Origin of the sequence: Geminicoccus roseus DSM 18922 (assembly GCF_000427665.1) — a bacterium.
GTDB lineage: Bacteria > Pseudomonadota > Alphaproteobacteria > Geminicoccales > Geminicoccaceae > Geminicoccus > Geminicoccus roseus.
This window is the reverse complement of the sequence record NZ_KE386572.1, coordinates 2,892,483-2,910,658: the sequence shown is the minus strand read 5'-3', so window position 1 is coordinate 2,910,658 and position 18,176 is coordinate 2,892,483. Positions and strand designations below refer to the sequence as shown.

Annotated in this window: 14 protein-coding genes and 1 pseudogene; 9 read left to right on the top strand and 6 right to left on the bottom strand. The window is 66.9% G+C overall.

All coding sequences use genetic code 11. The features are described from left to right. Nucleotides 1–71: 71 nt before the first annotated feature. From GEMRO_RS0114570 to GEMRO_RS32750, 8 genes and pseudogenes are all read left to right on the top strand, one after another. Nucleotides 72–1,160 carry a glycosyltransferase family 4 protein gene (locus GEMRO_RS0114570; RefSeq protein ID WP_205624979.1) on the top strand — a complete coding sequence of 363 codons (1,089 nt, stop codon included), beginning with the start codon at nucleotides 72–74 and terminating at the stop codon, nucleotides 1,158–1,160. Next, nucleotides 1,157–2,287 (top strand): CgeB family protein, encoded by a 1,131-nt coding sequence (locus tag GEMRO_RS0114565; protein WP_027134573.1) that lies wholly within the window; start codon nucleotides 1,157–1,159, stop codon nucleotides 2,285–2,287. The genes GEMRO_RS0114570 and GEMRO_RS0114565 overlap by 4 nt, the downstream gene beginning before the upstream one ends. Beyond that, on the top strand, nucleotides 2,284–3,384 hold the full coding sequence (locus GEMRO_RS0114560) for a CgeB family protein (protein WP_027134572.1): 1,101 nt from the start codon (nucleotides 2,284–2,286) through the stop codon (nucleotides 3,382–3,384). Before GEMRO_RS0114565 ends, GEMRO_RS0114560 begins: the two co-directional genes overlap by 4 nt. After that, nucleotides 3,381–4,463 (top strand): annotated as a pseudogene (locus GEMRO_RS35830) (CgeB family protein); the annotation flags it as partial. The gene GEMRO_RS0114560 and the pseudogene GEMRO_RS35830, both read left to right, overlap by 4 nt. Next, nucleotides 4,446–5,600, top strand: coding sequence for a UDP-glucuronic acid decarboxylase family protein (locus tag GEMRO_RS33555; protein ID WP_322100064.1), 1,155 nt, complete (start codon nucleotides 4,446–4,448; stop codon nucleotides 5,598–5,600). The pseudogene GEMRO_RS35830 and the gene GEMRO_RS33555, both read left to right, overlap by 18 nt. Before the next feature lie 70 nt (nucleotides 5,601–5,670). After that, nucleotides 5,671–6,924: a cytochrome P450 gene (locus GEMRO_RS0114550; protein ID WP_027134571.1), complete on the top strand. Its 1,254-nt coding sequence runs from the start codon at nucleotides 5,671–5,673 to the stop codon at nucleotides 6,922–6,924. Nucleotides 6,925–7,261: 337 nt separating this feature from the next. After that, complete coding sequence (locus GEMRO_RS29805) at nucleotides 7,262–10,396, top strand: DEAD/DEAH box helicase (protein WP_157505596.1); 3,135 nt, start codon at nucleotides 7,262–7,264, stop codon at nucleotides 10,394–10,396. Between the two features lie 86 nt (nucleotides 10,397–10,482). Continuing rightward, on the top strand, nucleotides 10,483–10,950 hold the full coding sequence (locus tag GEMRO_RS32750) for a hypothetical protein (protein ID WP_027134570.1): 468 nt from the start codon (nucleotides 10,483–10,485) through the stop codon (nucleotides 10,948–10,950). Between the two features lie 94 nt (nucleotides 10,951–11,044). Here GEMRO_RS32750 and GEMRO_RS29795 read toward each other — a convergent pair whose 3' ends face one another. The 6 genes from GEMRO_RS29795 to GEMRO_RS0114510 form a co-directional block, all read right to left on the bottom strand. Continuing rightward, entirely contained in the window at nucleotides 11,045–12,358 is a 1,314-nt protein-coding gene (locus GEMRO_RS29795; protein WP_051329084.1) for an aspartate aminotransferase family protein, read from the bottom strand. A 30-nt stretch (nucleotides 12,359–12,388) separates the two neighbouring features. Further along, on the bottom strand, nucleotides 12,389–13,450 hold the full coding sequence (locus GEMRO_RS29790; RefSeq protein ID WP_084506987.1) for a C-terminal binding protein: 1,062 nt from the start codon (nucleotides 13,448–13,450) through the stop codon (nucleotides 12,389–12,391). A gap of 28 nt (nucleotides 13,451–13,478) precedes the next feature. Beyond that, nucleotides 13,479–14,765 carry a TRAP transporter large permease gene (locus tag GEMRO_RS0114525; protein ID WP_027134569.1) on the bottom strand — a complete coding sequence of 429 codons (1,287 nt, stop codon included), beginning with the start codon at nucleotides 14,763–14,765 and terminating at the stop codon, nucleotides 13,479–13,481. Continuing rightward, nucleotides 14,762–15,241, bottom strand: a complete 480-nt coding sequence (locus tag GEMRO_RS0114520) for a TRAP transporter small permease (RefSeq protein WP_027134568.1) — start codon at nucleotides 15,239–15,241, stop codon at nucleotides 14,762–14,764. The genes GEMRO_RS0114525 and GEMRO_RS0114520 overlap by 4 nt, the downstream gene beginning before the upstream one ends. 67 nt (nucleotides 15,242–15,308) lie before the next feature. Beyond that, nucleotides 15,309–16,304, bottom strand: a complete 996-nt coding sequence (locus GEMRO_RS0114515) for a TRAP transporter substrate-binding protein (protein ID WP_205624978.1) — start codon at nucleotides 16,302–16,304, stop codon at nucleotides 15,309–15,311. A gap of 91 nt (nucleotides 16,305–16,395) precedes the next feature. After that, a complete protein-coding gene (locus GEMRO_RS0114510; protein ID WP_027134566.1) occupies nucleotides 16,396–17,055 on the bottom strand; it encodes an RraA family protein in 660 nt (219 codons plus the stop codon). 103 nt (nucleotides 17,056–17,158) lie between these two features. Here GEMRO_RS0114510 and GEMRO_RS0114505 point away from each other — a divergent pair, with 103 nt between their 5' ends. After that, complete coding sequence (locus GEMRO_RS0114505) at nucleotides 17,159–18,175, top strand: LacI family DNA-binding transcriptional regulator (protein WP_027134565.1); 1,017 nt, start codon at nucleotides 17,159–17,161, stop codon at nucleotides 18,173–18,175. Nucleotide 18,176: the final 1 nt, after the last annotated feature.

Below are 18,176 nucleotides of genomic sequence, written 5' to 3'. Positions count from 1 at the left end.
GGTGGGCGTTCAGCATCTTTCTGCCCGGGCGTGCCATGTCTGTCGGGCTCCTGATGCGGCCGAGACGGGTCATGATCACGCTGGACGCGGTGGGCGGCGTCTGGCGCTATGCAATGGACCTCGCCATCGGGCTGGAAAGCGAAAGCATCAGGACCCTCCTGGTCGGCGCTGGCCCCGAGCCGGACCAGAAGCGGCGCGCGGAATGCGCCCGGGCCGGGATCGAGCTGGCCTGGACGGATGCGCCGCTCGACTGGCTGGCGGCGGATGCGGCGGCGCTGGACCGGGTACCGGCCACGCTGGAGCGGATCGCGCGGGAGTGGCAGGCCGACCTGCTCCATCTGAACCTGCCGTCTCAGGCTGCGGGCCTGCGGGCGGATCTGCCGGTGGTGGTCGCATCCCATTCCTGCGTGGCCACCTGGTGGGCCGCAGTCCGCGGCAGCGAGTTGCCGAGTGCGTGGCGCTGGCAGCATCGCCTCAACCGGGCAGGGTTCGCCCGCGCCGAGGTCGTGCTTGCTCCGAGCCGAAGCCACGGCGCCGCACTCGAATGTGCCTACGGGCCGCTCCGGCGGCTGGCCGTGGTCCACAACGCCACCGCCGTCACCCCCCTGCCCAGCGGCAAGAACGAGATGGTTCTGTCGGCGGGCCGATGGTGGGACGAGGGCAAGAACGGCCGCGTGCTCGATGAAGCCTCCGCGGCGATCGCGTGGCCGGTGGTCATGGCGGGCGCTCTCGAGGGTCCGAACGGTGAACGAATCGCCTTTCGGCACGCGCACGCCCCAGGGGAATTGCCGTCGTCGGAGATGCAGGCGCTGATGCGAAAGGCGGCCATCTTCGCGGCGCCATCCCGCTATGAGCCGTTCGGGCTTGCGGTCCTCGAGGCCGCTGCGAACGGTGCCGCCCTGGTGCTGGCGGACATCCCCACATTTCGCGAAATCTGGAATGGCGTTGCCCTGTTCGTCCGGCCGGACGATCCGAACGCCTACGCCGAGGCCATCCGCCAGCTGGCTGGCGACCCGCCGCTTCGTTGGAATCTCGCCGAGGAAGCGCGCTGCCGTTCGCGCTGCTTCACCGCGCATGGCCAGCTGAACGGGATCCTGCAGGCCTACGGCACCGCCATGCTGCGCCATGTTCCTGCCGATACGGGCGATCATCGATCATGAAATTCGTTCTCTATACGCACTCCCTGGTCTCCGACTGGAACCACGGCAACGCGCACTTTCTGCGCGGCATCCTGGTCGAACTGGAAGCGCGCGGGCACCAGACCGTGGCGCTGGAGCCGGAAGACGGCTGGAGCCGCGCCAACCTGCTGGCCGATCAGGGGCAGGAAGCGCTCGGGCAGTTTGGCCGGCAGTTTCCGAACCTGACCGTGCGCACCTATGGCCCGGGCTTCGACCATGCCGCCGCGGTCGAGGATGCCTCGGTCGTGATCGTCCATGAGTGGACCGATCCCGGACTGGTGGCGCAGCTGGGTTCGCTCCGCCGGGGTGGCGGCCGCTTCACCCTCCTCTTCCACGATACCCACCACCGCGCCGTCTCCGACGAGGGCGCCATCGGCGATCTGGCCCTGGCGGACTACGATGCCGTGCTCGCCTTCGGGGAGACACTCCGCCAGCGCTACGAGCGTCGCGGCTGGGGCAGGCAGGTGTTCACCTGGCATGAGGCGGCCGATATCCGTCTGTTCCAGCCGCATCCGGAGATCCAGCCAAGCGAGGATCTAGTCTGGATCGGCAACTGGGGCGATGGCGAGCGCGAGCGGGAACTGGCCGAGTTCCTGATCGAGCCGGCCTCGAAGCTCGGGCTCAGCGGCGCTGTCCATGGCGTCCGCTATCCGGACAAGGCACTCGAGGTCCTGCGCCGTTCCCCCCTCGCCTATCGCGGCTGGATCGCCAACGCCCTGGTCCCAATGGTGTTCGCCCGACACCGGATGACCATGCACGTCCCGCGCCGCCCCTATGTCCAGGCCCTGCCGGGCATTCCCACCATCCGGATGTTCGAGGCGCTGGCCTGCGGAATCCCGCTGGTGAGCGCGCCTTGGGACGACGCCGAGAACCTGTTCCGCACTGGCCAGGATTATCTGCGCGCAGCCGATGGTGCGGAAATGGCCGAACGGCTGCGGACACTGCGGGATGACCGTGCGTTCGCCGCCGAAATTGCCCGCAACGGACTGGAAACAATCCGCCAGCGCCACACCTGCGCCCATCGCGTCGACGAACTGCTGGCCATCCTGGCCTTGCGCGGCACGGCGCGGGTGCAGGAAGGACTTGCCGCCAGAGAGGCTGCCGAATGACCAAGAAAATCGCGTTCTATGGCTCCAGCCTCCTGTCGTCCTACTGGAACGGGGCGGCCACCTATTATCGCGGCATCCTGCGCGCGCTTGCCCCGCATGGCTATGAGATCACCTTCTACGAGCCGGACGCCTTCGACCGGCAAAGCCATCGGGACATCGAGCCGCCGCCCTGGTGCAACGTCGTGGTCTATCCTGCCACCCCCGAGGGCCTGCGCAGCGTAATCCCCAAGGCAGCCCTCGCCGATGTGGTGGTCAAGGCCAGCGGGGTTGGATTCGCCGATGACGAGCTTTTGGCGGGCACGATGGCGGCTGCCCGCGGTGATGCCGTGCGGATCTGGTGGGATGTCGACGCGCCGGCCACCCTTGCCGAGATCGACGGGGATGCCGGCCACGTGCTGCGCCGCATCCTGCCGGACCTGGACCTGGTGCTAACCTATGGCGGAGGGCCGCCGGTCGTGGCGGCCTACCGAAGCCTCGGCGCGCCCGACTGCATCCCGGTCTACAATGCGCTGGACCCCTCCACGCATCATCCGGTCCAGCAGGACGGGCGCTTCGAGGCCGAGCTCGGCTTTCTCGGCAACCGTCTTCCGGACCGGGAACGGCGGGTGGAGGAGTTCTTCATCAGGCCGGCCGCCTTGATGCCCGACCACCGCTTCATCCTCGGTGGGTCGGGATGGGCCGACAAGGACTGCCCACGGAATGTCGCCAAGATCGGCCACGTGCCCACGTCGGCACACAACGCCTTCAACTGCAGCCCGCGCGCGGTTCTCAACATCAACCGCGACAGCATGGCCTCCACCGGCTTCTCGCCGCCGACCCGCGTGTTCGAGGCGGCCGGTGCCGGCGCCTGTTTAATGACGGACGCCTGGACGGGCATCGAGATGTTCCTGACCCCGGGTGAAGAGGTGCTGGTGGTTCGGGATGGCACCGACGTCGCGGAGGCCCTGCGGATGCTGGACCCGGTCCGCGCCCATGCCATCGGCCAGGCGGCGCTGCGGCGCGTCCTGAAGGAACATACCTACGACCAGCGGGCGATCGAGGTGGACCAGATCCTCGGCAGAGCCCTTGCCACGAAATCCGAGGAGCTTGCCGCATGAACAGCCGCGCGCTGGACCTCGTCTTCATCGGGCTGTCCTTGTCCTCGTCCTGGGGCAATGGCCACGCCACCACCTATCGGGCGCTGTTGCGAGGTCTGGCAGCCCGCGGCCACCGGCTGCTCTTCCTGGAACGGGACGTGCCCTGGTACGCCGCGAACCGGGACCTGCCGGATCCGGACTTCTGCGAGCTGCAGCTGTACCAAGACGTCGTGGACCTGGAGCAGCGGTTTGGTGGGCGCATCGCCAGCGCCGACGCCGTCATCGTGGGTTCCTATGTGCCGGACGGCATCGCCGTACTCGACCTTGCCCGCGAAAAGGCCGGCGGGACCTGCGCCTTCTACGACATCGATACGCCGGTGACGCTGGCGGGGCTGGAGCGCGGTGACATCGCCTATCTGGCGCCGCGCCAGATTCCCGGCATCGACCTGTACCTGTCCTTTTCTGGCGGGCCGGTGCTGGACCGGCTGAAACGGCAATATGGCGCGCCGCGCGCCGAAGCTTTCTACTGCGCCGTCGACGAGGCGCGCTATGCGCCCTCGCCGCAGTCGCTCACCTGGGATCTGGGCTATCTCGGCACCTACAGCCCCGACCGGCAGCCGACCCTGGAGCGCCTGCTGATCGAGCCGGCCCGCCGGATGCCCGAGCGCCGATTCGTCGTCGCCGGCCCCCAGTATCCATCCGACATCGACTGGCCCAGGAACGTCGAGCGGATCGAGCATCTGCCGCCTTCGGAACATGCCGCGTTCTACGCCCGCCAACGCTTCACCCTCAACGTCACCCGCGCCGACATGATCGCGGCCGGATGGTCGCCCAGTGTCCGGCTGTTCGAAGCGGCCGCCTGCGGCACGCCGATCATCAGCGACCGCTGGAACGGCCTGGGCGATCTCCTGCCCGAGAACGAGGCCATCCTGATCGCCGACGGGACGGAGGAGGTGGTTGCGGCTCTCCGGGATATCGACGAGCCGGCCCGGCTGAAGCTGCGGGAGAAGGCGCGTTCCATCATTCTGCGCGCCCACACCGGGCTGGCCCGGGCCGCGGAACTGGAACATCTCCTTGCAGCGATGCGGTGTCGCCCGGCAGGCGGCCGCGGCGGGGAACATCATCAGCAGCGGGAACTTGTCGGCGCTTCGGCGGCTCCTCTCAGAGAAGATCCTCTGGAGGTCAAGATGCCCTTCCAAACACGGCGCTCTCCGCCCGCCACGACAGTGCTGGTTGCCGGGGGTGCCGGGTTTCTCGGCAGCTTCCTGTGCGAGCGCCTGATCGGTGAAGGCAAGCGCGTGATCTGCCTGGATAGTTTCCGCACCGGAACGCCTGAGAACCTTCGCGGGCTCAACCGGGACCCCCGATTTTCATTCCTCGAGGCGGATGTCTGCGAGCCTTTGCCGGCAAGCATGAAGGTGGACCAGATCTACAACCTGGCATGCCCCGCCTCGCCGAGGCACTACCAGGCCGACCCGGTCCATACGCTGCTGACCAGCGTGCTCGGGGCGCGCAATCTCCTGGAACTTGCCCGAAGCAACCATGCCCGCCTGCTGCAGGCGTCCACCAGCGAGGTCTATGGCGATCCCAACCAGCACCCGCAGCGGGAGAGCTACTGGGGCAACGTCAATCCGGTCGGGATCCGTGCCTGCTACGACGAGGGCAAGCGTGCGGCGGAGGCCCTGTGCTTCGACTTCATGCGCACCCGCCATGTCGATGTGCGGGTCGCGCGGATCTTCAACACCTATGGCCCCCGCATGCGCGCCGATGACGGGCGGATCGTCTCGAACCTCATCGTCCAGGCGTTGAGCGGCCGGCCGCTCACGATCTACGGCTCTGGCCAGCAGACCCGGTCCTTCTGCTTCGTCACCGACCTGATCGAGGGTCTGGCAAGGCTGATGGAGGTCCAGGACAACCCGCGCACCCCGATCAATATCGGCAACTCGGACGAGTACACCATCAACGAGCTTGCCCAGCTCGTCAGCAAGCTCACCGGCTCGGCCTCGCCCGTCGTCTACGAGCCCCTGCCCGCCGACGACCCGCATCTGCGCCGGCCGGATATCACCTTCGCCCGCAAGTTCCTGAACTGGGCGCCGCGGACGTCCATCGGCGACGGCCTGAAAGCGACGATCAGCTGGTTCGCGAATGCGCGGCAGGAAGAGCAGCCCAGCCGCCGCATGTTCAAGCCGGTGGATCTGGCGTTGCAGCCCGTGTCGGTGGCGGGCGCTACCGGATGATTCTCACGTTCGGGATGGACCAGGACCATGTGCGGGGGGAGGAAAGAGGACTGAGAGCGGCGGCGATCTGATGAAGCCCTGCATTCCCCGTTCCGGTGGCTTCGACGAGTCCCTGGCCTTCCTGCGCGAGGGCTACGACTTCATCTCCAGCAGGTGTGAGCGGCTCCAGACCGATCTTTTCCGGACCCGCCTGATGCTCACTCCTGTCGTGTGCATGCGCGGCGCCGAGGCGGCAGGCCTGTTCTATGGGCAAGGGCGCTTCACCCGCGTGGGCGCCATGCCAAGGTCGGTCCTCCATTTGCTGCAGGACAAGGGCAGCGTCCAGACGCTCGACGGCGCTCCTCATCGGCATCGCAAGCAGATGTTCATGGCGATGATGACGCCGGACGCGCTCTCGCGCATGACCGACCTCTTCCGGATCGAGTGGCAGGCCGCTGTCCGGCGATGGGACGGCCGCGAGGTGGTTCTTCACGACGCAATGCTGGAGATCCTGGCGCGGGCTGGCGCCGCCTGGGCCGGGGTGCCGCTCGCCGAGGAAGTGGTTGCCGACCGTACCCGTGAATTCGCGGCGATGGTCGAGCAGGCCGGCTCCATCGGCCCGGCCAACTGGTGGGCCCAGCATCTGCGTCGCCGGTCCGAACGCTGGTGGCAGGCAACCATCCGGCAGATCCGCGAAGGGAGCCTTGCGGTCCAGCCCGGCTCGCCAGCCGGTCTCATCACCGGCCACCGCGACGAACACGGGCAGCTCCTGGACGACGCCATAGCCGCCGTGGAACTCCTGAACGTGGTGCGCCCGATCGTGGCGGTCGCCCGCTTCATCACCTTCACGGCCCTGGCCCTGCACCAGCATCCCGATTGGCACAGCCGTTTCGCATCGGGCGGCGAGGACGACCTGGAGCCGTTCGTCCAGGAAATCCGGCGCTACTATCCGTTCTTTCCGGTCATCGGCGGCAAGGTACGCGAGTCGTTCGCCTGGCGCGGCCACGGCTTCGCCGAAGGCGACTGGGTGCTGCTCGATCTCTATGGCACCAACCATGATCGGCGCCTTTGGCAGGAGCCCGATGCGTTCCGGCCGGAGCGCTTCCGCGGGTGGCCCGGCGATCCGAACACGCTGGTCGCTCAAGGGGCGGCCGATTTCGAGACCGGCCACCGATGCCCCGGCGAGTGGCTCACCATCGCCGTCCTGAAGGAGGCGATCCGGCAGCTCGCGCACGACACCAGCTACGAGGTGCCGGCCCAGGACCTGACCATCCGTCCTGACCGGATGCCGGCCCTGCCGGAAACCGGCTTCATCATCCGCCAGGCTCGTCCCGCAATCCACTGAAGACCTGGCGCCAGGAACCGGGATCGCGCCCTCCGGGTTGGCTAGCGTCTCCATCCAGTTCCTCCATGCTTCAGGATCGTCCATGCCGGATCCAGCGTCGCAGCCAAGCCACGGAACAGAGCTTCCGCTGGGTCTCCTTGCCGCCAGGCTCGCCTCCCTGGCCCTGGATCGCTCCGGAGGTCCGCTCGTGCAGGTCTGCGCCAGCAGCCGGCAGATGTCCGAACTGTCGGCGATCCTGAACGTCCTCGCGCCTGACCTCCGGGTCGCGATGTTTCCCGGCTGGGACTGTCTGCCCTTCGACCATGCACCGCCTTCCCGTGCGGTCATGGGCCATCGCATGGGGGTCCTGCGCTGGCTGCTTGATGAGGAGGCGCCGCCACAGCTCCTGCTGACCACTGCTCCGGCGCTGCTGCGGCGTGTTCCGCCGAGAACCGTCTGGCCGGATGCGCATCTGGAGTTCCGGATCGGCGAGGCCATCGATCTCGACATGGTCCGGCTCGATCTCGAGCGGATTGGCTACATCATCGACGAGCGGGTCGACGAGCCGGGCGAGGCAGCCCTGCGTGGCCAGGTCGTCGATCTGTTTCCGGCAGCCGCTCCTCGGCCATGTCGCATCGAGCATCAGGACGGGCGCATCACGGAGATCCGCTCCTACGATCCGGTGTCGCAGCTCTCCGACGTGGACACGGAACTGCTGATCGTCGATCCCGCATCGGAGATCGTGTTCAGCCGGGCCAGGATGCTGGAGGCCGGAGCGTTTCCTCAGGGGCAGGAGCACGAACTCCACCTCTTCCACGACCAGCTCGAGACACTGCTGGACTACGCGCCTGACGCCACGTTCCGGATCGATGCTGCTGCCAAGCGGCACGCCACCGACTTCCTGGACCAGATCGCCGAATCCCATCGAAGCAGGGCCGAATTCCGGCATTCTGGAGGCAATCCTGCTGTCGCACCGCCTGATCGCTCGTTCCTGACCGCAGCGGCATGGGAAGAGCTTCTCCAGCATGCCGAGCAGCCTGCCTCGGGCGACGACGCGCCAGGGAATCCCCATGTCCCGCGTTTCGTGGAGATGGAGGATACGGCGGGCGCATTCAGAAGCTTTCTTGAGGAGCATCTCCGCAATGGTCGGGTGGCGCTTGTCGCCGGCGGCAACCGGCCGCTGCGCCTGATCGCCGATCGCGCCGAGCGGGCAACCGGACAGAAGCCAGTTCGCGCCGTGGATTGGTCAGAGGTACTGGCTTCCCCTCCGGGCTCCCTCCTGGCGCTGGCTCTGCCCCTCCGGGAGGGCTTCCTGGATGATGAGGCGGGCTTGGCCGTGGTGGCCGCGGCCGACCTGCTGGGTAGCCGTGCAAACAGGCCGGCGACAAACGGAAACGTCCTGATCCAGGGCACGGAGACTGACTTCCGGGTCGGCGATGCCGTGGTCCACATCGAGCATGGCATGGGCGTGCTGGAAGGCCTGGAAGAGGTCACGATCGATGGCGAAGAGCCGTCGGAGGTGCTCCGGCTGAAATATGCCAACGATCAGACCCTGATGGCGCCCGTGGACGAGATGAGCGCGATCTGGCGCTACGGCGGCGATGGCGCTGCGGTCTCCAAGGATCGGCTGGATGGCCCAGCCTGGCCGAAGCGGCGCTCGGAGGTGGAGGCGGAAATCCAGGGCTGCGCGCATCGGCTCGTGGATCTGGTCTCGGAGCGCCGGCGCACCGCCGCGCCGAAGCTGGTGCCGCCCTGGCGGGACTACGAGCGTTTCGCCGCCCGCTTTCCCTATGTGCTGACCGAGGATCAGGCAGCGGCCGTCGATGCAGTCCTGCAGGATCTGGCCGCAGGGCGACCCATGGATCGGCTGGTGTGCGGCGATGTCGGCTTCGGCAAGACCGAGGTGGCGCTGCGCGCCGCGGCGGCCGCTGCTCTCGCCGGTCGCCAGGTGGCGGTCGTGGCGCCGACGACCGTACTGGCGCAGCAGCACCTGCGGCTGTTCCAGCGGCGGTTCGCCCCCTTCGGGATCGAGGTGTGCCATCTCTCCCGCCTGGTGAAGCCGGCGGAAGCACGTCGCGTGAGGAGCGGGCTCGCCAGCGGCGAGGTGCGCGTCGTGGTCGGCACCCATGCCCTCGCCGCCCGCGCGGTCCGCTTCGCCGATCTCGGCCTTGTCGTCATCGACGAGGAGCAGCGCTTCGGATCGGTCCAGAAAGCGAAGCTTCGGGCGCTCGCCGGGCGCGGACATGTGCTGACCATGACCGCCACGCCGATCCCGCGAACCCTGCAGGCAAGCCTGATCGGGCTTCAGGAACTGAGCGTGATCGCGACGCCGCCGGTGCTGCGCCAGCCGGTCCGCACGATCCTCGCCTCCTTCGACGAAGGAATGGTTCGCGAGGCGTTGCTGCGCGAGCACCGGCGCGGCGGCCAGAGCTTTGTCGTATGTCCCAGGATCGAGGACATCGAACCGATGGCGGTCCGGCTGCGGGCGCTGGTGCCCGAGCTCCGGATGCAGGTGGCACACGGGCGGATGCCGGCCGACGAGATCGACGAGGTGATGGTTGGGTTCGCCGATGGAGAGGGCGACCTCCTGCTGGCCACCAACATCATCGAGAGCGGTCTCGATGTGCCGCGGGCCAACACGATGCTGGTCTGGCGCCCTGACCGCTTCGGCCTGGCGCAGCTCCACCAGCTTCGCGGCCGGGTCGGCCGTGGAAGCCGGCGAGCCACCGCCTACCTCCTGACCGATCCAGAGCACCGGCTTCCCCCGGCCACCGAAAAGCGGCTGCGCACGCTGGAGGCGCTGGATCGCCTCGGCGCCGGCTTTGCCATCAGTGCCCGCGACCTCGACCTGCGCGGTGCGGGGGAGCTGATCGGCGACGAGCAGGCCGGCCACGTCAGCGCGATCGGCCTCAGCCTCTACCAGCATCTTCTGGATCGGGCGCTGCGGGCCGCGCGCGGCGAACCGGTCGAGGAGGAGTGGCTGCCCGCCCTGCATCTGGGGATCACCGGGCGAATCCCCTCGGACTATGTTCCCGAGCAGGACGTGCGGATCAATCTCTATGCCCGTGCGGCCGCGATCGAAACGGAAGCTGATGCCGCGACCTTCGCGGCCGAGATGGCGGACCGGTTCGGGCCGGTGCCGGCGAGCATGAGCCATCTACTCACCCTGGCGCGAATCAGGGCGCTGTGCCGCAAGCTGGGCATTGCCCGGCTGGATGGCGGGCCCCAGGGGCTTGCGCTGTCGTTCCACTTAAAGGAGCGGAAGGAGACGGCAGAGGCATCCTTTCCCGGCTGGAGCTGGAGCGGCGAGCGCCTGGTATGGCAGCGCCAGACCACCACTGCCGAAGAGCGGCTGGCACTGACGGTGCGCGTGCTGGAAGAAGCAGCCGAACAACGGGCGCTTCCGGCGCGCGCCTCCTCCCGGACGGCAAAGCGCGAGAAGGCGAAGGACGCTGACCGTTCTCCTCGCCAGGTCGCCGGGATCCCAGGCTGACTTGGCCCGTCCGGGATCAGGAACTCGCGCGGCGCAGGAGGGTTCTTGGAGTATGCTGCAGCCAATGTGATGGAGGACGACAAGCCATGACCCAGGTGATGACGGCGGTCTATGACACGCGCGGCGCAGCCGAGGCGGCCCATGGCGGCCTCCGTGCCATGGGTATCGCGGAGCAGGAGATCCTGTTGCGCAGTGCAGAGGAGCAGGGCCAGACCCCGGACACCTCCGCCGGTTCCGGCCCGACGGGCTTCTGGCGGAACCTGTTCGAGATCTTCATCCCGCAGAGCGAGCATCCGACCTATCTTGAAGGCATGCGTCGCGGCGCCTTCATGGTTGCTGTCCAGGTACCGGACGGGCGGGAGCACGAGGTCGAGCAGCTGCTGGAGAGCCACGATCCGATCAACCTGGACGAGGACGACCAGGCCAGCCATCCGGCTGCGGAAGGCGCCGTGGCCGGCATGGGTGGTGCCTCGGTCGCCGGCACGGCCGGGACCGGCGGCAAGGCCCGGCGGCGGGTCCGAAACTACTCGGCCCTTCATTCATCCGGACAGTGAGGCACTGCCTGTCCCCAAGAGATTGCGCCTCTGCCGGGTCCATCCTTCGTGATCCGGCGGAAGCGCCTTTCTCACCGGGGTTCGTACGAGGCCTTCAGGCTCTCTGTTCCACCAGAACCGACCGAACGGCATCCTCGAAGGCGGCAACTGTCGTGTCGATGATGGCCTCGTCATGCTCGGTGGACATGAACCAGGAACCCCGCTCCAGGGCGCGCACGCCGCGCTCGAGCAGGGCGGTGGTCAGGCGCACATAGGTCTTTCGGTCGACCGCAAGCAGGTCGCGATAGTTCGTCGCCGGCTTCTCCAGGCCCAGCGCCACGTGAAAGATTTGCGGCAGCCCGGTGACCGTCGCCCTTATCCCTGCCCTGTCCAGCACGCCGCGGATCCCCTCCATCAGACGGTGTCCACGGGAGGCCATGAGCTCGTAGGTGCCCGGGGCCGACAGCCGGCGCAGGGTGGCGATCGTGGCGGCCATCGCGACCGGCTGGGCATTGTAGGTCCCCCCATGGACGATGCCGCCGCTGGCCAGTCGGTCCATGATGTCGGCCTTCCCGGCCACCGCCGCCACCGAGAAGCCATTGGCGATCGCTTTCGCGAAGATGGCCAGGTCCGGCGTCACGCCCAGAAGCTGCTGCGCGCCGCCAGGTGCCGCCCGGAAGCCGGTGATGACTTCGTCGAAGATCAGCACGGTGCCGGATCTGGAACAGGCGTCGCGGACGGCCTGGAGGTAGCCCGGTGCCGGCAGGATCCCCCCGCTGTTGCACATCACCGGCTCCATGATGACCGCCGCGACATCCCCCAGGGCCAGCCTTTCGGCGACCAGTTCCGGCCTGTTCCACGACAGGACCTCCACATGGGCACCTGCCTGCGGATCCTGTCCGGCACTTCCGGCAAACGGCACTGGCTGCGCCTCGGGCCCCATCAGGTCGGCCGGCGGCGCCACGCTCCAAAGCACGCTGTCGAGCCAGCCATGGTAGTGGCCCTCGAACTTCACGACGGTGCTGCGTCCCGTCATGGCCCGGGCCAGCCTCAGGGCCAGTTGCGCCGCCTCGGAACCGGAGGAGGCGAATCGCACCCGCTCGGCGCAAGGGACCATCTCGCAGATCAGGCGGGCTGCCTGGAACTCCAGTTCGCTCTGCCCGCCATAAAGCAGCCCGCGCTCGTACTGGTCGCGCGCCGCCTGGATCACGTCGGCAGGGCTGTGACCCAGGATCATCGGGCCCAGCGCCATGTAGTAGTCGATCAGGCGGTTACCATCGATGTCGTGCAGATAGACGCCCTCAGCCCGCTCGAAGACCAGCGGGGTAGGCGAGACCCCGAATCGGAACTGGCTGCTGACCCCGCCCGGCATGTAGCGCTTAGCCTCGGCGATACGATTCTTTGACTTGTCGAACGAGCAGAGCGTCATCGATGGTCTTCCGTCACTTGAATGGCGGGCTCAGGCCTGTTGATCCTGCCCATGGCCCGCTCTCGAAGCGGCCTTGGGGACATCCAGGCAGTGGCTGTTGACGCAGTCGCGCGACCAGCCCCGTCGGAGGTAGGACGCAGCGGTCATCGCTGACTTACGGCGCAGGTCCACTAGGCTGGACGGGCTGTAGAAGGCTGCGTGGGGGGTAAGGACAAGCTTGTTGCGCAGTGGCGAGCCTGGCTTGCGCCAAGCCTGCAGGAGCGGGTGATCCAGATTCGGCGGCTCGCTTTCCCACACGTCGAGACCGGCAGCGGCGATCCGATCGTCGAGCAGGGCCTGAAGCAGTGCGGCCAGGTCGACGATGCCGCCCCTCGCTGTGTTGATGATGACGCTGCCCGCCTTCATGGCAGCGATCGCCTGCGGTCCGATCAGGTGGCGGGTCTCGTCGCTGAGCGGCGTGTGCAGCGAGACGACATCAGCCATGCCCAGAAGTTCGTGGAGCGAAGCTGCCCGTTCCAGCCCAAGGCTCAGTTCGGTGCCGGTTGGCCGGTACGGATCGAAGAAGGCGACCCGCATGCCGATCGCCTTGGCGCGCAGGGCGGTGGCTGTCCCGATCCGCCCGAGCCCGACCACGCCGAAGGTCTGGGTCGACAGGCGGCGGACCGTAGGGACCAGGCTGAAGTCCCATCCCCCGGCCGGGTCGGCAAAGACGTGGCCGTCATAGGCCGAGATGCCCCTGAGGATGTTCAGGGTCAGCGCAATGGCATGGTCCGCCACATCGGTGGTGCCGTAGTCCGGGGTATTGCAAACAGCGATCCCGCGGGTGCCGGCTGCCTGAAGGTCGATGTTGTCGAACCCCACGCCGGCACGCACCACGACGCGGCAGGACGGCAGGCGATCCAGCAGCGCCGCATCGATCCTCACCTCGTGATAGCAGACCAGGGCGGCGGCGCGGGACCAGACTTCGGCCGGGATGGCGGCCGCATCGCAGGCGCGCGAGGTCCAAAGGTCGAACTCCTGGCCATACACCGTGCGCTCGATGTCGGCCGGGCCAGCGGACTGGAGATCGGGATGAAGGATCAGGTCGGGCATGGAGCTGCATCTCGTCGACAGGTCCTGTTCACCGGATCAGCCCCGCCAGCTTGGGGAGCCAGAGCGACAGGTAGGGGACATAGGTGATGATGGTGAGGGCAATGAGCTTGACCACGTAGAGAGGCAACAATGCCCGCGTGATGGTCGCCACGGATCGGCCGCTGACCGAGGAGATCACGAACAGGTTGGTGCCGATCGGCGGCGTGTTCAGGCCGATCATCAGGTTCACGATCACCACGATCGAGAAATGGATCGGATCGATTCCGAACTCGACCGCAGCCGGCTGCAAGATCGGCACGAAGATCAGGATGGCCGGAACGGTGTCCAGGAAGCTGCCCACCACCAGGAGGAAGATATTGACGATGAACAGGAACACGTAGCGGTTCTCGGTGATCGCCAGGAACATGTCGCGCACGGCGGTCGGGATGTCCTCGATCGCCAGGAACCATGCGAACAGGCTGGAGGTCGCGACCACGATCATCACGGTCGCCGTGGTCAGTGCGCTGTCGCGGAACACGGTGAACAGCCCGGCCAGGTCGACCGAGCGGTAGAGCACGCAGGTCAGGAACAAGGCATAGGCGCACAAGACCGCCGCTGCCTCGGTCGCCGTGAAGATGCCGCCCCTCACCCCGCCCACGATGATGACGGGCGCGATCAGGATCGGGATGGCGTGGAGGGTCGAGCGGAGGAAGCCCGGCTGCGACGAGTCCCGGGGCGCCGAGATCGGATGGTGGCGGCAGGCATAGGCAACGTAAGCGGCGATCAGGAGGGTGATCAGCAGGCCAGGCAGGATCCCGGCGAAGAACATGGCGCCGATCGAGAGGCGGGTCGGAATCGCGTAGATCACCATGATCAAGCTGGGCGGGATGATCGGCGCCACGATCGCGCCCGAGATCGTCAGGGCCGCCGCGAAATCGGTCGAATAGCCCCGCGCCCGCATCATCGGGACCATGACCGATCCCAGCGCCGCGGTATCCGCGGTGGCGGAGCCCGAGACGCCTGCCATCAGCAGGTTCGAGACGACGTTCACGTAGGCGAGGCCGCCGCGGATCCGCCCGACGATAACGTCGGCGAAGTCGACCATCCGCTGGATGATGCCGCCCGCGACGAGCAGGTTGCCGGCCAGGATGAACAGGGGCAGCGCCAGGAGGCCATAGCTGTTCATTCCGGCGAACAGGCGCTGCGCCGCCGTGGGTGCGTTGCCAAGGTCGGCGAACAGCAGGCCGAACAGCGCGCAAATCCCCACGCCGAAGGCGATCGGCGTCTCGATCGCCAGCAGGACGAGCAGCAGGAGAACGACGAGTGCCGTCGTCATGACCGATCCTTCGACATGCCCGGTCCTGCCAGCGTCACGCGCAGCGCCGCGATCACCGCGAACAGCGAGAGGACGCATGCCAGCGGGATGATCAGGTACGGGATCGCCATCGGTACACGAAGCGCGGTCGATGGCTGGTTCCAGGCACCCATGGCGAGTTCCCAGCCGCCGATCCCGACATAGGCGAGGAAGCCGCCAACCAGCAGGAGACCCAGCGCCTTGACTAGGCGCACCAGCTTCATCTGCTTGGGGAGCCAGTCGATCCGGATGTGCAGGTCCTTGCCGAACGCGCGATACATGCCGAGGAACGCGATGGCGATCAGCAGGAACTGCGACAGTTCCTCGGGCCAAGGCAGAGCCGCGCGGAAGAGGTAGCGAAAGGCGACCTGCATCACCAAGACCGTGGTGATCACGATCATGCTGCCGACGAGCAGGATGTCGATGATGCGGTTCAACCCGTGAACGAGGGACTTCAAGCGGGTTCTCCCCGTCGGGTCCCGGACCGGCGCTGCGGTCCGGGACATGGCTTACGGGAAGAGGTGGTCAGTCCGCCACCGAGGCGGCGAGGTCGGCGCGGATCTGGGCGATCTCCTGGTAGACCGCATCGACATAGGCAGGATCGAGCTCCTGCTTCAGATAGGCCTGGATCGGCTCCAGCGTGGCGGTCCGGAACGTGTCCAGTTCCTCGGGCGTGGGAGCGTACACTTCCATGCCGTCCGCGCGCAGCTGCTCCACCGCGCTGACGCGAGCCTGGTAGTTGCGCTCGCCATATTCGGTCGCCGCCGCCATCTGCGCGCCCGTCACCAGCACGACCCGCAGGTCGGGCGGCAGGCTCTGGAAGAACTGCTCGTTGACCACGAGGGCGTTCATGCCGAGCTGGTGGTTGTCCAGGGTCAGATATTGCTGGACCTGGTAGAACGAGTAATCGAGCACGACCCCGACCGGGTTCTCCTGGCCATCGACCACGCCGGACTGCATGGCGCCATAGAGTTCCTCCCATGGCACCGGCGTCGGCGACCCGCCCATGGCCTTGACCATTTCCAGCGACATCGGGCTCGGCGGCACCCGCATGCGGATGCCTTCCATGTCGGCCGCCGACTTGATCGGCTTCACGTTGTTGGTGAAGCACCGAAAGCCATAGGAAGCGGCCGCCAGCAGGCGCAGCCCCGATTCTTCCGCCATCTTCTCCCGGACATCCATGAAGAATTCGGAGTTGAGGAAGCGCTGGCCCTCCTCGTCGTTGGCGAACAGATAGGGCGTGGCGAGGATCATCATCGGCTTGTAGAAGCTGTCCAGCGTCTGCTCGTCACCATGCGCCAGCTGAATGGACCCGGTCTTGGTCTGCTCCAGCGCGTCCTTGATCGAGCCAAGCTGGCTGGCCGGCGAAATCGTCACGTCGATCCGACCGCCGCTGGAGCTCTCGACATAGGCTTCAAAGACCTGCCAGCCCTTGTGCAGCGGGCTCTCGATTGATTCACCATGGCTGGCACGGATGTTGAACTCGGCCGATACCGCCGTGGTGGATGCAGAGGCCAGCAACAGCGCCCCTGCGCACACACCGAAAATCCCCCGAACCTTCATCGTGGTCCCCTGTTTGCGTTGCGGTTTGGTCAACTCATCGCCGGGCTGATCAGAGAACGCCGAATTTTTGGTAGACCTCACCCAGCAGATGCCCCTCCTCGAGCGCGCGGCGCGTGTTGTCCTCGCTCTCGATCTTCGCCAGCGCGGCGGAAACGACATCGGCAGCGATGTCCTGCGGGATGACCACCACCCCATCGACGTCGCCGAACACGAGGTCGCCGGGCGAGGCGGCGACGCCGCCACACATGACCGGCACGTCCATCGCCATCATCTTGCCCCGGCCTCTCGAATCGAGCGGGCCGATCCCGCCATGGAACACCGGAAAGCCCATGGCCCGGATTTGTCGGACATCGCGCACAAGGCCATCAGTCACGCAGCCCACTGCACCACGCAGGCGCGCCGCGGTGCTGAGCAGCTCGCCCCAGGGCGCGATCCTGGTGGTCGGCCCGTCGCAGGCAAAGATTGGAACCTCGTCCGACTTCAGATCGTCGATGAGCGCGATCTCGATCTCGTAGGGATTTTCCCCCTCGGCCACCGAATAGGTGTTCATGTACTGGCCGGTCCGCACCCGTCCGAACATCACGAGGCTCTCGTCCAGGGGACGTACGAACGGCAGCATCGCCTGATCCTTACGTCCGAAGCCATCGAGGACGTCCGACAAGACAGCGGAATAGAGCCGCTGCTTCAGGGCCGAGAAATCGAGATCCATGAGCGCCTGACCTCAACACTTATATTAAACGATTAACCAAAACGCTAAGATGCTTCCACACAATCGTCAATGCCCTTAGTCGCAGCAGCGGAGATCCGCCCGCATGTCGCCTCGCCCCACCATTCATGCCGTCGCTGCCCGAGCCGGCGTGTCGACCGCTACCGTGTCCAAGGTGGTGAACCGGATTCCCACCGGCGTATCCGCGGCCACGCGGGCGCGGGTCGAAGCGGTGATCAAGGAACTGGGGTATCGTCCAAACCGCCTCGGCCGAAGCCTGCGGACCTTGCGCAACTACCGGATCGGGCTCGCAATCGTCGATCCATCGCCCCGGTTCCTGGCCGATCCCTTTACGACCAATCTGGTGGCGGGGCTGGCCAACCACCTGAATTCACGCGGCTTCGGCCTGCTCCTCCACGGAATCCAGCCTGGCCAGCTCGAGACCTCGTTCCTGGTCCGGGAGTCCGAGGTGGATGCGCTGTGCCTGAGTTTGTCCGGGACCGAGGAGCAGCAGCAGACGGCAACCCGGCTCCTGGCCAACCTGGGCCATCCCGTCGTCATCTTTCAGCAGCGGCCTGATCCGGCCCTGAACGACGTCTGCTTCATCCGCCAGGACGACCGGGACGGCGCGCGGAAGCTCGCATGCGAGATGATGAAGCGACGTCCCAAGCGGGCCCTGATGATCATCCCAAATGTGTACTGGCCGGCAGTTGGAGAGCGCATGGGCGGCATCCGCGCGGTTCTCGATCCGGAACAGGTCCATCTTGACCTGATCCAGTGCGATGAGACCCGCAGCGAGGCGATCGTGGCAGCCGTCGACGCCTACATGGACCGGGAAAAGAAGCCGGACCTGATCATCGGGCAGAACGACCAGATCGCGATCGCCGCTATCCATGCCCTTCGTGGCCGCGGGCTGCGGATTCCCGAGGATGTCGGCGTCGCCGGCTTCAACGCGTTCCCGTTCATGGATATCGCCAACCCGTCGCTGACGACCGTCCGGTCCCGCGCCTACGAGATCGGCCAGATCGGCGGAGAGATCATCCTGGATCGCCTAGAGACCGGCCAGTTCCGCGAGCGGGAGCACGTACTCCCGCTGCAACTCGTGGCCGGTCAGTCCATCTAGC

Excerpts from the sequence above, each read along its gene's own strand:
- GEMRO_RS0114570 (WP_205624979.1), top strand. The coding sequence starts at position 72 with ATGATCACGCTGGACGCGGTGGGCGGCGTCTGGCGCTATGCAATGGAC.
- GEMRO_RS0114565 (WP_027134573.1), top strand. The coding sequence starts at position 1,157 with ATGAAATTCGTTCTCTATACGCACTCCCTGGTCTCCGACTGGAACCAC.
- GEMRO_RS0114560 (WP_027134572.1), top strand. The coding sequence starts at position 2,284 with ATGACCAAGAAAATCGCGTTCTATGGCTCCAGCCTCCTGTCGTCCTAC.
- GEMRO_RS33555 (WP_322100064.1), top strand. The coding sequence starts at position 4,446 with ATGCGGTGTCGCCCGGCAGGCGGCCGCGGCGGGGAACATCATCAGCAG.
- GEMRO_RS0114550 (WP_027134571.1), top strand. The coding sequence starts at position 5,671 with ATGAAGCCCTGCATTCCCCGTTCCGGTGGCTTCGACGAGTCCCTGGCC.
- GEMRO_RS29805 (WP_157505596.1), top strand. The coding sequence starts at position 7,262 with ATGGGGGTCCTGCGCTGGCTGCTTGATGAGGAGGCGCCGCCACAGCTC.
- GEMRO_RS32750 (WP_027134570.1), top strand. The coding sequence starts at position 10,483 with ATGACCCAGGTGATGACGGCGGTCTATGACACGCGCGGCGCAGCCGAG.
- GEMRO_RS29795 (WP_051329084.1), bottom strand. The coding sequence starts at position 12,358 with ATGACGCTCTGCTCGTTCGACAAGTCAAAGAATCGTATCGCCGAGGCT.
- GEMRO_RS29790 (WP_084506987.1), bottom strand. The coding sequence starts at position 13,450 with ATGCCCGACCTGATCCTTCATCCCGATCTCCAGTCCGCTGGCCCGGCC.
- GEMRO_RS0114525 (WP_027134569.1), bottom strand. The coding sequence starts at position 14,765 with ATGACGACGGCACTCGTCGTTCTCCTGCTGCTCGTCCTGCTGGCGATC.
- GEMRO_RS0114510 (WP_027134566.1), bottom strand. The coding sequence starts at position 17,055 with ATGGATCTCGATTTCTCGGCCCTGAAGCAGCGGCTCTATTCCGCTGTC.
- GEMRO_RS0114505 (WP_027134565.1), top strand. The coding sequence starts at position 17,159 with ATGTCGCCTCGCCCCACCATTCATGCCGTCGCTGCCCGAGCCGGCGTG.